Genomic DNA, 11,690 nt, shown 5'->3' on the forward strand with positions numbered 1-11,690 from the left:
GTGCGGCTCGACCTCTGCGGCAAGGTGCTGGCCCTGGCGGCCGGCCTGCTGCTGACCGCCGCCTTCGCGCCGCCCGTCCTGTCGGGCTTCGACTGGAAGCTGCCGGCGGGCGTCGCCCCGCCGCCGGTCCCCGCCGACAACCCGATGTCGGACGCCAAGGTCGCCCTGGGCCGCAAGCTGTTCTACGACGCCGACCTGTCGATCGACGGCACCATGTCGTGCGCCACCTGCCACGAGCAGCGGCGCGGCTTCACCGACGGCAACGCCACCCATCCCGGCGTCCACGGCGACCCGGGCCGGCGCAACATCCAGACCCTGGCCAATGTCGGCTATTTCCGCGCCCTGACCTGGGGTGATCCCAGCGTCACGCGGCTGGAGGATCAGGCCCTGATCCCGATCGCCGGGACCAAGCCGGTCGAGATGGGCTTCGCGGGCCAGGAGGCGGTACTGACGTCACGCCTCTCCGGCCAGGCCTGCTATCGCCGGATGTTCGCCGACGCGTTCCCGGAGGAGGGCGGCGAGGTCAGCATGGCCACCATCGCCAAGGCCCTGGCCGCCTTCCAGCGCACGCTCGTCTCGTTCGACAGTCCTTACGACCAGCGCCGCCGGGGCGAGGCGGTCGCCGTGTCGGCTCAAGCCCAGCGCGGCGAGCGGCTGTTCAAGGCGACCTGCGCCGGCTGCCACGCGGGCCCTCTGTTCACAGACGCCGAGAAGGTCCGCTTCCACCGCATTGACGCCCCGTTCGCCGGAGACCAGGGCCTGGCCGACGTCACCGGCAAGGCCGCCGACACGGGGCGCTTCCGCACGCCATCCCTGCGCAACGTCGCCTTGAGCGCGCCCTACCTGCACGACGGCTCCGCGCCGACGCTGGAGGCGGCCATCCATCGGCATCGCGCGGCGATGCGGCTGGAGGATCACGAGGTGGCGGAGCTTGTCGACTTTCTGGGTACGCTGACCGACGAGAGTTTCGTGACGGCTCCACGGTTTTCCCTGCCTGAGCCTGGGTGCGGGCCCTAGTCTTCCGGATCGGTCCCCACTGCGGAGGCGATCGCGGTTGCCGCAGCCTCCATGGCGGCTTGGGCAGCCGCCTCGGCGGCTGCGGTGGCTTGCTCGACCTTTTCCATCGCCGCGTGCATCGCCGCTTCCTCCGCCGCCCGGGCGGCTTGGAGCGCCTGTTCTAGCGCCGCCTCGGAAGGGGCGCTCGGCGATGCAGGCGGGGCGGCGCCAAGGATATTCCGGGTCGCCTCGCCGGCGCTGGCGGTGTCGACCGACAGCAGCGTGCTGACGCCTTGCGTCGTCGAGGCCTGCATCGTCACGTTGGACTGCTGCTGGTTGTTCGTCGCGTTGTGCGCGGCGTTCGAAAGCGCTTGGCTCACGGCCACAAACAGGTTGCCCATGGCCATGGCCATGGCCATGGCGGGCGCGTCGCCCAGCACCTTGGTGTTCACCTGGCTGACCGAGTCGGTGATCTGATCGTTGACGTTGGTAGGGAAGGCCATGGTCGTCTTCCTGCTGGGACGGGCGACCTTCAAAACGAAAGCCGCGGCTCATCCATTACGAATGGCCGCGGCTTACGAAATAGGAAATTTCGCACAAGGCAGAGGAGGGCGAGGCCCTCCGCCGGATCAATCCTCGTCCATCTTCAGGGCGGCGATGAAGGCTTCCTGCGGGATCTCGACCTTGCCGAACTGGCGCATCCGCTTCTTGCCTTCCTTCTGCTTGTCCAGAAGTTTCCGCTTACGCGAGGCGTCGCCGCCGTAGCACTTGGCGGTCACGTCCTTGCGCAGGGCGCGGACGGTTTCGCGGGCGATGATCCGGCCGCCGATGGCCGCCTGGATCGGGATGACGAACATGTGCTGCGGGATGAGGTCCTTCATCTTCTCGCACATGCCGCGGCCGCGGCTTTCGGCGCGGCTGCGGTGGACCAGCATCGACAGGGCGTCGACCGGTTCGCTGTTGACCAGGATCGACATCTTCACCAGGTCGCCGGCGCGATAGTCCTCCAGCGCGTAGTCGAAGCTGGCGTAGCCCTTCGAGATCGATTTGAGGCGATCGTAGAAGTCGAACACCACCTCGTTCAGCGGCAGGTCGTAGACGACCATGGCGCGGCTGCCGACGTAGGACAGTTCGCGCTGCATGCCGCGACGGTCCTGGCAGAGCTTGATCACGCCGCCGAGGAACTCGTCCGGGGTGAAGATCGTCGCCTTGATCCAGGGCTCGGCGATCTCTTCGATCTGCATGACGTCCGGCAGGTCGGCCGGGTTGTGCAGCTCGATCTCTTCGCCGCTGCGCATCTTGATCTTGTAGACCACCGACGGGGCGGTCGCGATCAGGTCGAGGTCGAATTCGCGCGACAGGCGCTCCTGGATGATCTCCAGGTGCAGCAGGCCCAGGAACCCGCAGCGGAAGCCGAAGCCCAGGGCCGCGCTGCTTTCCATCTCATAGGTGAAGCTGGCGTCGTTGAGGCGCAGCTTGCCGACGGCGGCGCGCAGGTCCTCGAAGTCGGCGGCGTCGACCGGGAACAGGCCGCAGAACACCACCGGCACGACTTCCTTGAAGCCCTTCAGGGCCTCGGCCGTCTGCTTCTTCTCGTCGGTGATGGTGTCGCCGACGGCGGCGTCGGCCACTTCCTTGATCGAGGCGGTGAAGAAGCCGACCTCGCCTGGACCCAGTTCCGCGACGTCCGTGGCCTTGGGGGTGAACACCCCGACCTTGTCGATGCGGTGGGTGGCGCCGGTCTGCATCATGCGAACCTGCTGGCCGGCCTTCAGGGTGCCGTCGAAGATCCGCACCAGCACGACCACGCCCAAATAGGCGTCGTACCAGGCGTCGACCAGCAGGGCCTTCAGCGGCGCGTTGCGGTCGCCCTTGGGGGCGGGCAGGCGCTTGACGATGGCTTCCAGCACGTCGGGGATGCCGATGCCGGTCTTGGCCGAGCATTCGACCGCGTCCGAGGCGTCCAGGCCGATGACGTCCTCGATCTGGGCCTTGACCCGCTCGACGTCGGCGGCCGGCAGGTCGACCTTGTTGAGAACCGGAACGATCTCGTGGTTGTTGTCAATGGCCTGGTAGACGTTGGCCAGGGTCTGGGCTTCCACGCCCTGCGAGGCGTCGACGACCAGGATCGAGCCTTCGCAGGCGGCCAGCGAGCGCGACACCTCGTAGGCGAAGTCGACGTGCCCGGGCGTGTCCATCAGGTTGAGGACATAGGTCTCGCCGTCATTGGCCTTGTAGTTCAGGCGCACGGTCTGCGCCTTGATGGTGATGCCGCGCTCCTTCTCGATGTCCATGTTGTCGAGAACCTGGGCGCTCATCTCCCGCGCGGTCAGGCCGCCCGTGGTCTGGATCAGGCGATCGGACAGGGTCGACTTGCCGTGGTCGATGTGGGCCACGATCGAGAAATTGCGGATTTTATCCAGGGGCGTAGAGCTCATGCGCGTGCGTCTATCACATTTGATCCGCTTCGCGAGGGGCCGTGACGGGTTTGCGTCATCGACCCCGTTCACGGCGGGCGTCAAATCGTCTAATCCGACCCGATGATCCAGCGTCGACGACCCGTCCCCTTCGAACTCGGCCCCGTGCACTTCATCGGCATCGGCGGCATCGGCATGTCCGGCATCGCCGAAATCATGATCCGCATCGGCTACACCGTGCAGGGCAGCGATGCGAAAGCCAGCGCCAACACCGAGCGGCTCGAGAAGCTCGGCGCGCGCATCTTCGTCGGCCATGACGCGGCCAATGTCGAAGGCGCCTCGGCCATCGTCTATTCGACGGCGGTGAAGGCCGATAACCCGGAAATGGTCGCCGGCCGCGACAAGCGCCTGCCGCTGGTCCGCCGCGCCGAGATGCTGGCCGAGCTGATGCGGCTCCAGTTCTCGGTCGCCGTGGGCGGCACCCATGGCAAGACCACGACCACCTCGATGGTGGCGGCCCTGCTCGACGCCGGCGGCCTGGACCCGACGGTCGTCAACGGCGGCATCATCAACGCCTACGGCACCAACGCCAAGGTCGGCGAGGGCGACTGGATCGTCGTCGAGGCCGACGAGAGCGACGGCTCGTTCCTGAAGCTGAAGTCGACGGTGGCCATCGTCACCAACATCGACGCCGAGCACCTGGACCACTGGGGCGACTTCGACGCGGTCAAGCGCGGCTTCCAGGACTTCATCGAGAACATCCCGTTCTACGGTTTCGCCGCCGTCTGCACCGACCATCCGGAAGTGCAGGCCCTGACCTCGCGGATCGAGAACCGCCGCCTGGTCACCTACGGGACCAACCCGCAGGCCGAAGTCCGTGTCTCCAACGTCGAGATGGGTCCCGAAGGCGCCAGCTTCGACATCGTCATTTCGCCGCTGGAGGGCGATCAGGTCCGCTATGAGGGCCTGAAGATGCCGATGGCCGGGCACCACAACGTGCTTAACGCCACCGCCGCCGTGGCCGTGGCCCGCGAACTGGGCGTCGACGCCGACAGCATCCGCGCCGGCCTGGCTGGGTTCGGCGGGGTCAAGCGCCGGTTCACGACGACGGGTGTGGCCAACGGGATCCGCGTGGTCGACGACTACGGCCACCACCCGGTCGAGATCGCCGCCGTGCTGAAAGCCGCCCGGGCGGTCAGCCAGGGCAAGGTGATCGCCGTGGTCCAGCCGCACCGCTACACCCGCCTGCGCGACCTGATGACCGAGTTCAGCAGCTGCTTCAATGACGCTGACACCGTGGTCGTCGCCGACGTCTACACGGCCGGCGAGCAGCCGATCGAGGGCGTCGACCGCGACCACCTGGTCGAAGGCCTCAAGAAGTTCGGCCACCGCCGCGCCCTGCCGCTGGAAAGCCCGGCGGCCCTGCCGGCCCTGATCGCGGCCGAGGCGACCAGCGGCGACCTCGTCGTGCTGCTGGGGGCCGGGGACATCACGTCCTGGGCCTACGCCCTGCCGGGCCAGCTGGAAGCGCTGGCGAAGTAAATTGCCGATGACCTGGAAGACCAATCTCCCCGCCGTTCGCGGCAAGCTGCTGATCGACGAGGCCCTGGCCCCGTTCACCTGGTTCCGCGTCGGCGGGCCGGCCGACGTGGTGTTCCTGCCGGCCGACGAGCAGGACCTAGCCGACTTCCTGAAGGCCCTGGATCCGGCCGTGCCGGTGATGGCCATCGGCGTCGGCTCCAACCTGCTGGTCCGCGACGGCGGCGTCGAGGGCGTGATCATCCGCCTGGGCAAGGGCTTCAACGGCGTCGAGGCCCTGGGCGACAACCGCATCAAGGCCGGCAGTGCTGTTCCCGACGCCATCCTGGCCCGCAAGGCGGCGGAAGCCGGCATCGCCGGGCTGGAGTTCTACGCCGGCATCCCCGGCACGATCGGCGGCGCGGTGATCATGAACGCCGGCTGCTACGGCTCCGAGACGGTCAACGTGGTCAAGTCGGTCCGCGTCATGGACCGCGCCGGCCAGGTGAGCGAGCTGGCGGTCGAGGACCTGCACTACACCTACCGCCACAGCGCCCTGCAGGACGGCGAGGCGGTGATCGTGCTCGACGCCGTGTTCGAGGGCGCTGTTGACGAACCGGCCGCGATCAAGGCTCGCATGGCCGAGATCACCAGCCGTCGCGAGACCACCCAGCCGATCCGCGAAAAGACCGGCGGCTCGACCTTCAAGAACCCGCCGGGCCACTCATCGTGGAAGCTGGTCGACGAGGCCGGCTGGCGCGGCAAGCTGTTTGGCGGGGCGATGTTCAGCCCCCTGCACAGCAACTTCCTGATCAACACCGGAGAGGCGACGGCGGCCGACCTCGAAGGCCTGGGCGACACCGTCCGCGCCGACGTGCTGGCCAAGACCGGCGTCCAGCTGGACTGGGAAATCAAGCGGATCGGGCGCCCGGCCTGACGGCCGGCCCCCTCAGTCGCTTCGCGACAGCTCCCCCAGAGGGGGAGCATCTGAGGTCGCACAAGCAGATCCTCCCCCTCTGGGGGAGGTGGCCCGGAGGGCCGGAGGGGGGACGTTTTCAGCCGCCGCTGCCGACGGCCGATTTCGCAGCCGCTTCCCTCTCCTTCGCCTTCGGCGACACCTCTCCCTGCAGGGAGAGGGTTTGATCATACGTCCTTCTTCGACAGATACTCCTCCACATCGATCTCCTTCTCCCACCGCGCCACGGCCGTGGCGATCGACAGGTCGCAGGTGACGTTGGGCACGGTGCGGATCATGTCGAGGATGCGGTCGAAGGGCAGGATGAAGCCGACGATGATCGCCGTCTGGGTGGGGCCTATGCCGATCGTGGCCAAGACCGCGGCCAGCACGAACAGCGATCCCGACGGCACCGGGGCCACGCCCATGGCGACAATGGTGGTGGTCACCGCCACCAGGGCGTAGTCGGCAAGCGTCAGGGGCACGCCGAAGGCCTGGGCGGCGAACAGGGTCAGCATGGCCACGTACATCGCCGTGCCGTCCATGCCGATGGTCGCGCCCAGCGGCAGGACGGTCGACGAGATCGACGGCTTGATGCCCAGATTGTCTTCCGCCACCCGGATCGCCACCGGCAGGGTGGCCGAGCTGGACGAGGTGGAGAAGCCGACCAGGATGGCGTCCATGCAGCCGCGATAGAACGGCACGAGCGGCAGCCAGGCCCCCAGCCGCACCACGGCGGCGTGGGTGACGAAGGTCTGGATGGCCGCGCCGATGATCACGCAGACCCCCAGCTTGGCCACGTGCAGGAAGGTCTCGGGCCCGTTGGTGCCCATGACCACGGCGATCAGGGCGAAGACCCCGAAGGGCGCGGCCTCCATCACGAAGCCGACGATGCGCAGCATCACCTCGCTGGCGCTGGCCAGCAGCTTGGCGACTGGTGCGCCGTCCTCCCCGGCCACGATCACTCCGGCCCCGACCAGCACGGCGAAGAAGATGATCGCCAGGGTCTCGCCCTCGGCCAGCGCCTTGATCGGATTGAGCGGCACGATGCCGATGAACAGCTCGGCAGGCGACTTGGGCGTGGCCACCGCCTGGGGGGCGGCGTTGTGCAGGTCGGCGCCGACGCCGGGTCCCAGCAGGCTGGCGATGATCAGGCCGATGGTCACCGCGATCAGGGTGGTCAGCACGTACATGGCGATGGTCTTGACGCCGATGCCGCCCAGCCGCTTGGCGTCGCCCAGCTGGGCCACGCCCGAGGCGATGATCACGAACACCAGCGGGGCCACCATCATGCGGATCAGCCGCACGAAGATCTCGCCCATCCATTTGAGGCTGGTGGCGCCTTCGCCCCAGAAATAGCCGACCACGGCCCCGACCACGAGGGCGGCCAGGATCCGCTTCCACAGCGAGATCCCGAACCAGACCTGCAGCGGGTTCCTGCGGCCAGGGGGCGAGGGCGGAGGCGGCGCGTCGGCGAGGGCGTCGGTCATGCCGCAGAGAGCACGGCGTTATGCGAGGCGGGTCAAGCCCTCAGAGCCAAAGCCCCTCGGCGTCGATCGCATCCCCCCAGAACCCCGCGGCCGGCGGCACGATCCTCCCGGCCTCGACGCGCAGGCCGCCCGGGTGGTCTTCCTTCAGCCACCACGGCCCGTCGAGGTCGGCGAAGGCGCAGTCGGCGGCCAGGTGCAGGGCCGGGGCGATGGCCAGGGACGAGGCGACCATGCAGCCGGTCATCAGGGTGAAGCCGAGGTCCTTGGCCGCGCGCAGCATCGAAAGCGCCTCGGTCAGGCCGCCGGACTTGTCGAGCTTGAGGTTCACGGCCTGGTAGCGCGCGCGCAGGGCCGGCAGGTCGGCGGCGGTGTGCACCGACTCGTCGGCGCAGATCGGGAAGGGCGGGGCGTAGCCTTCCAACGCGGCGTCCTCGCCGGCCGGCAGGGGTTGTTCGACCAGGGCGATGTTGAGGCGCGACAGCTGGTCTTCCAGCCCGCGCAGGATCTCGAAGGTCCAGCCCTCGTTGGGGTCGACGATCAGGGCGGCGTCGGGGGCGGCCTGGGCCACCGCGGCCAGGCGGGCGGCTGGGTCTTCGGCCGATAGCTTGATCTTGATCAGCGGCGCGTCGGCGACCTTGCGGGCGGCGGCGGCCATGGCGTCCGGCGTATCGAGGCTGACGGTGACGGCGGTGACCAGCGACGGCGGGACGGCGAGGCTGGTGCTCGCGGCGACTGAGACGCCGGTGGTCTTGGCCCGCAGGTCCCAGATGGCGCAGTCGAGGGCGTTGCGGGCGGCGCCGGCCGGCAGCAGGGCGAGAGCCTCAGAAAGGTCCGCGCCCATGGCGATCAGGCGGGCGGCGGGGGCCAGCTGCGCCTCGACGCCCGCGACCGTCTCGCCGTAGCGAGCGTAGGGCACGCTCTCGCCACGGCCGATGTGGCCGGCCTCGGCGATCTCGACCACCACGACCTCGGCGGCGGTCTTGACCCCGCGCGAGATGCGGAACGGGGCGGCGAGCGGGTGGCTGACGGGGCGGACGGCGACGAGACGGCTCATGTCCCTGGCTTGGCGCCGTTCGAGCGCTTTTGCGAGGGGGATCAGCGCTTGTCGAAGCGCGGGATCGGCGAGTCGGCGCGGCGCTGGGCCATCACCTGCAGGGCCAGGCGCGGGCGGATCACGAACAGGCCGGCCCAGACCAGCAGCACGCCGGCGTAGGAGATCGACCCCCAGACCCCGGTCGGACGTCCCGGGCGGCCGGCGCGCACGCGGCGGGCGGTGCGGACGGGGGCGTCAAAGTACTGGGTCATGGCGATGTCGGTCATGGCTTCCTCCGTGGACGCTGCCGAACCTGCGCCTTGGATGCGTCAGAACTGGACGTATAGGCGAAACACCATGTCGTCCCTATGTCTGGGGCGAAATACGTCCTTCTGGAGTTCCCATGTCGAAGCCGGTCACCATCAACATCCCCCACGAACTCGGCGTGGCCGAGGCCAAGCGGCGGATCGAGAGCGGCTTCGAGCAACTGGGCGCCCAGATCCCCGGCGGCCTGGCCAACGTCACCAAGGCCTGGCGCGACGACGTGATGGACTTCTCGGCCGTGATCATGGGCCAGACCATCACCGGCAAGCTCAACGTCGCGGCCAATGTGGTGCTGGTCGAGGTCGTGCTGCCGGGGTTCCTGGGCATGATCGCCGGCAAGATCACGGGGCAGGTGAAGAAGCAGGGGACGCTGCTGCTGGAGAAGAAGTAGGGGGCGACGCTTTAACCCCTCTCTCTTTGAGAGAGGGAGGGGCCCGCGCCGAAGGCGTGGGAGGGTGAGAGGTTACATTCTCTCCGGACAAGGTACGGCTTCGGTGAGGCGTGGATTTGCCGGCAAGCGGTGAAACCCCTCACCCTCCCACCGCTTCGCGGCGGGCCCCTCCCTCTCCCTATGGAAGAGTGGACGAAATTCTATCCCTTCGCGGTCGCCCGCTTGCGGGGCGCGGCGGACTTGGCGCGCGAAGCCTTCGCCGGCGTCGTCTTGCCCTTCTTCTCGCGCAACGCCGTGACCTTCTCCAGCCGGTCGTGGGCCCGCTCGGCGGCCGCCTTGCACTGGGCGTGGTAGGCGTCGAGTTCCTTCTCCGACAGCTTCTCGATGCCGACGAAGTCGTTGTCGGCGGTGGAAGTCAGGATCAGTTCGTCGAGCTTGGCTTGGACGGCTTCGCTGTCGCGGTTCTGGGTGTTCTGGATCAGGAACACCATCAGGAAGGTGATGATCGTGGTGCCGGTGTTGATCACCAGCTGCCAGGTCTCGGAGAACTTGAACACCGGCCCGGAGACCGCCCACAGGATCACCAGGCCCAGGCAGGCCAGGAAGGTGACGGGGCGGCCGGTCACCTGGGCGGTGGCGTTGGCGAACTTGGCGAAGAACTTGTCCACGGCGGGCTCCAGGCGCTTTCCAACCAAACGCCGCCGTGGCCGGCTTCGTTCAGAGCCTGCTTCAGAGTCTTCTGGGATCGTGGTCGTGACGGCCCAGGCTCTCGAACTTGCCTTCCTCGGCCTTGTTGACGAACTGGGCGGCCACCAGCCAGGCCTTCACCGGCCGCAGGGTGGCCAGGCAGCCGATGATCAGGGCCGGGAAGGTGGTGACGAAGTGCACCCAGACCGGCGGGTGGTAGGCGACCTCGACCCAGGCGAAGACGAAGGTGACCAGGATGCCGACGCCGCTCATCACGAAGAAGGCCGGGCCGTCGGCCGGCTCGGCGAAGCCGTAGTCCAGGCCGCAGCGGTCGCACGACGGGGCCAGGGCCAGAAAGCCTTTGAACAGCTTGCCCTCGCCGCAGCGCGGGCAGCGCTGGCGCAGGCCGCTGATCACCGGCGGGGGCGGATCGAAAAACTCGTCAGCGGGCGTCATGACCCCTACCTACAATCCGAAAATTGATCCATACATTGTGTGATAAATGTATGGATCAATGATGGGCGACGCAAGGGATCTTCCGGCGGGGGCGGCCTGGCTGCGGCGCGTGGCCGCGGGCGAGGGGCCGATCTACCGCCGGCTGTTCGAGGCCCTGCGCGGCGCCATCGCCGACGGCGAGCTGTCGGCCGGCGAGCAGTTGCCGCCGCAGCGGACGGTGGCGGGCCTGCTGGGCGTCGACTTCACCACCGTCACCCGCGCCTACGCCCTGGCCCGCGAGCAGGGGCTGGTGGAGGGAACGGCTGGGCGCGGCACCTTCGTGCGTCGGCGGGTGGGCGAAGAGGAGGCCGGGCGCGTCGATCTGTCGATGAACCTGCCGCCGCAGCCGGAGGGCCTGTCGTTGGCCGCGCTGCTGCGCGAGACGACGGCGGCGGTGCTGGCCCGCACCGATCCTGCGACCTTGATGGCCTATCACGCCGGCCCCGGCTCGCTGGCGCAGCGGGCGGCGGGCGCGGCCTGGCTGGCGCCGGGACTGGGCGCGGTGGATCCCGAGCGGGTCGTGGTCTGCGCCGGCGCCCAGGCGGCCCTTTCCGCGATCCTGGCGGTGGAGACCGCGCCGGGCGACGCCGTGGTGGTCGAGGCCCTGACCTATCCCGGCCTGCTTGCGGCCCTGGCCGCGCGCGGCGTGCGCGCCGTCGCCTGTCCGATGGACGGGGAGGGGCTCATCCCCGAGGCCCTGGCCGAGCGCCTGGCCACGAGCGGCGCGCGGCTCGTGGTCGTCACCCCGACCTGGCAGAACCCGACCACGGCGACCATGAGCCCCGCGCGGCGGGCGGCGATCGTCGAGGTCTGCGCCCGCGCCGGCGTCCGCATCGTCGAGGACGACGCCTATGGCCGGCTGCCCGATCCGGCGCCGGCGGCCCTGGCCCGCCTGGCGCCCGAACGGACGTGGCATGTGGCGACCCTGGCCAAGGCCCTGACTCCGGGCCTGCGCATCGCCTATGTCGCCGCGCCCCATGCAGAGGCCGCCGAGCGCCTGGCCGCCGCCGGCCACGCCCTGTGCCAGATGCCCGCGCCGCTGATGGCGGCCGTGGCCACGGCCTGGATCCGCGAGGGGACGGCGCAGGCGATCCTGGCCGGGGTGCGGATCGAGGCGCTGGCCCGGCGCGCCCTGGCCGCCGAGATCCTGCCGCGCGCGATCGGCCCGGCCGGCTGCCTGCACGTCTGGCTGGACCGGGTGGAGGCGCGACCGCCCGAGGGACTGTCGCTGGCGCCCGCCGCCCTGTTCGCCGCGCCCGGGATCGCCGCCCCAGGAACCGCCATGGACGGCGCGCGGCTGTCGCTGGGCGCGCCGGGCAAGCGGACCGTGCTGGCCTCGGCCCTGCGGCGTCTGGCCTAGGATCGCGGGCACGAAAAAGGGGCG

The 11,690-nt window shown here is 69.3% G+C and carries 12 protein-coding genes; 5 read left to right on the top strand and 7 right to left on the bottom strand.

The window, feature by feature from the left end:
* Entirely contained in the window at positions 1-1,017 is a 1,017-nt protein-coding gene (locus tag AC07NG_RS01005) for a cytochrome-c peroxidase (protein ID WP_494591577.1), read from the top strand.
* On the opposite strand, the gene AC07NG_RS01010 is transcribed toward AC07NG_RS01005, so the two are convergent.
* Together AC07NG_RS01010 and lepA are read right to left on the bottom strand one after the other, a co-directional pair.
* Entirely contained in the window at positions 1,014-1,499 is a 486-nt protein-coding gene (locus AC07NG_RS01010) for a RebB family R body protein (protein WP_494591579.1), read from the bottom strand. The genes AC07NG_RS01005 and AC07NG_RS01010 overlap by 4 nt on opposite strands.
* A gap of 126 nt (positions 1,500-1,625) precedes the next feature.
* Positions 1,626-3,434, bottom strand: a complete 1,809-nt coding sequence (lepA, locus tag AC07NG_RS01015) for a translation elongation factor 4 (protein WP_487287752.1) — start codon at positions 3,432-3,434, stop codon at positions 1,626-1,628.
* 102 nt (positions 3,435-3,536) lie between these two features.
* On the opposite strand from lepA, the gene murC reads away from it, so the two are divergent.
* Together murC and murB are read left to right on the top strand one after the other, a co-directional pair.
* Positions 3,537-4,955 (top strand): UDP-N-acetylmuramate--L-alanine ligase, encoded by a 1,419-nt coding sequence (murC, locus tag AC07NG_RS01020; RefSeq protein WP_487287751.1) that lies wholly within the window; start codon positions 3,537-3,539, stop codon positions 4,953-4,955.
* Between the two features lie 7 nt (positions 4,956-4,962).
* Complete coding sequence (gene murB, locus AC07NG_RS01025; RefSeq protein ID WP_494591581.1) at positions 4,963-5,868, top strand: UDP-N-acetylmuramate dehydrogenase; 906 nt, start codon at positions 4,963-4,965, stop codon at positions 5,866-5,868.
* A 206-nt stretch (positions 5,869-6,074) separates the two neighbouring features.
* On the opposite strand, the gene AC07NG_RS01030 is transcribed toward murB, so the two are convergent.
* Genes AC07NG_RS01030 through didA form a run of 3 tightly spaced genes read right to left on the bottom strand, consistent with a single transcriptional unit; the run spans position 6,075 to position 8,696 of the window.
* Entirely contained in the window at positions 6,075-7,376 is a 1,302-nt protein-coding gene (locus AC07NG_RS01030) for a dicarboxylate/amino acid:cation symporter (RefSeq protein WP_494591583.1), read from the bottom strand.
* Between the two features lie 40 nt (positions 7,377-7,416).
* Positions 7,417-8,430 (bottom strand): N-acetyl-D-Glu racemase DgcA, encoded by a 1,014-nt coding sequence (dgcA, locus tag AC07NG_RS01035; RefSeq protein ID WP_494591585.1) that lies wholly within the window; start codon positions 8,428-8,430, stop codon positions 7,417-7,419.
* A gap of 41 nt (positions 8,431-8,471) precedes the next feature.
* Positions 8,472-8,696 carry a DNA damage-induced SOS-independent cell division inhibitor A gene (gene didA / locus AC07NG_RS01040; protein ID WP_110117995.1) on the bottom strand — a complete coding sequence of 75 codons (225 nt, stop codon included), beginning with the start codon at positions 8,694-8,696 and terminating at the stop codon, positions 8,472-8,474.
* A gap of 116 nt (positions 8,697-8,812) precedes the next feature.
* On the opposite strand from didA, the gene AC07NG_RS01045 reads away from it, so the two are divergent.
* A complete protein-coding gene (locus AC07NG_RS01045; protein ID WP_110117994.1) occupies positions 8,813-9,124 on the top strand; it encodes a polyhydroxyalkanoic acid system family protein in 312 nt (103 codons plus the stop codon).
* 200 nt (positions 9,125-9,324) lie between these two features.
* Here the strand turns inward: AC07NG_RS01045 and AC07NG_RS01050 are convergent, their stop codons facing one another.
* Positions 9,325-9,792, bottom strand: coding sequence for a low affinity iron permease family protein (locus AC07NG_RS01050; protein ID WP_492855122.1), 468 nt, complete (start codon positions 9,790-9,792; stop codon positions 9,325-9,327).
* A 61-nt stretch (positions 9,793-9,853) separates the two neighbouring features.
* Complete coding sequence (locus AC07NG_RS01055) at positions 9,854-10,267, bottom strand: DUF983 domain-containing protein (RefSeq protein ID WP_492855121.1); 414 nt, start codon at positions 10,265-10,267, stop codon at positions 9,854-9,856.
* 61 nt (positions 10,268-10,328) lie between these two features.
* On the opposite strand from AC07NG_RS01055, the gene AC07NG_RS01060 reads away from it, so the two are divergent.
* Positions 10,329-11,666, top strand: a complete 1,338-nt coding sequence (locus AC07NG_RS01060) for an aminotransferase-like domain-containing protein (RefSeq protein WP_494591588.1) — start codon at positions 10,329-10,331, stop codon at positions 11,664-11,666.
* Positions 11,667-11,690: the final 24 nt, after the last annotated feature.

The organism is Caulobacter sp. GW821-FHT10C03 (assembly GCF_059415485.1).

Excerpts from the sequence above, each read along its gene's own strand:
- AC07NG_RS01010 (WP_494591579.1), bottom strand. The coding sequence starts at position 1,499 with ATGGCCTTCCCTACCAACGTCAACGATCAGATCACCGACTCGGTCAGC.
- lepA (WP_487287752.1), bottom strand. The coding sequence starts at position 3,434 with ATGAGCTCTACGCCCCTGGATAAAATCCGCAATTTCTCGATCGTGGCC.
- murC (WP_487287751.1), top strand. The coding sequence starts at position 3,537 with ATGATCCAGCGTCGACGACCCGTCCCCTTCGAACTCGGCCCCGTGCAC.
- murB (WP_494591581.1), top strand. The coding sequence starts at position 4,963 with ATGACCTGGAAGACCAATCTCCCCGCCGTTCGCGGCAAGCTGCTGATC.
- AC07NG_RS01030 (WP_494591583.1), bottom strand. The coding sequence starts at position 7,376 with ATGACCGACGCCCTCGCCGACGCGCCGCCTCCGCCCTCGCCCCCTGGC.
- dgcA (WP_494591585.1), bottom strand. The coding sequence starts at position 8,430 with ATGAGCCGTCTCGTCGCCGTCCGCCCCGTCAGCCACCCGCTCGCCGCC.
- didA (WP_110117995.1), bottom strand. The coding sequence starts at position 8,696 with ATGACCGACATCGCCATGACCCAGTACTTTGACGCCCCCGTCCGCACC.
- AC07NG_RS01045 (WP_110117994.1), top strand. The coding sequence starts at position 8,813 with ATGTCGAAGCCGGTCACCATCAACATCCCCCACGAACTCGGCGTGGCC.
- AC07NG_RS01055 (WP_492855121.1), bottom strand. The coding sequence starts at position 10,267 with ATGACGCCCGCTGACGAGTTTTTCGATCCGCCCCCGCCGGTGATCAGC.
- AC07NG_RS01060 (WP_494591588.1), top strand. The coding sequence starts at position 10,329 with ATGGGCGACGCAAGGGATCTTCCGGCGGGGGCGGCCTGGCTGCGGCGC.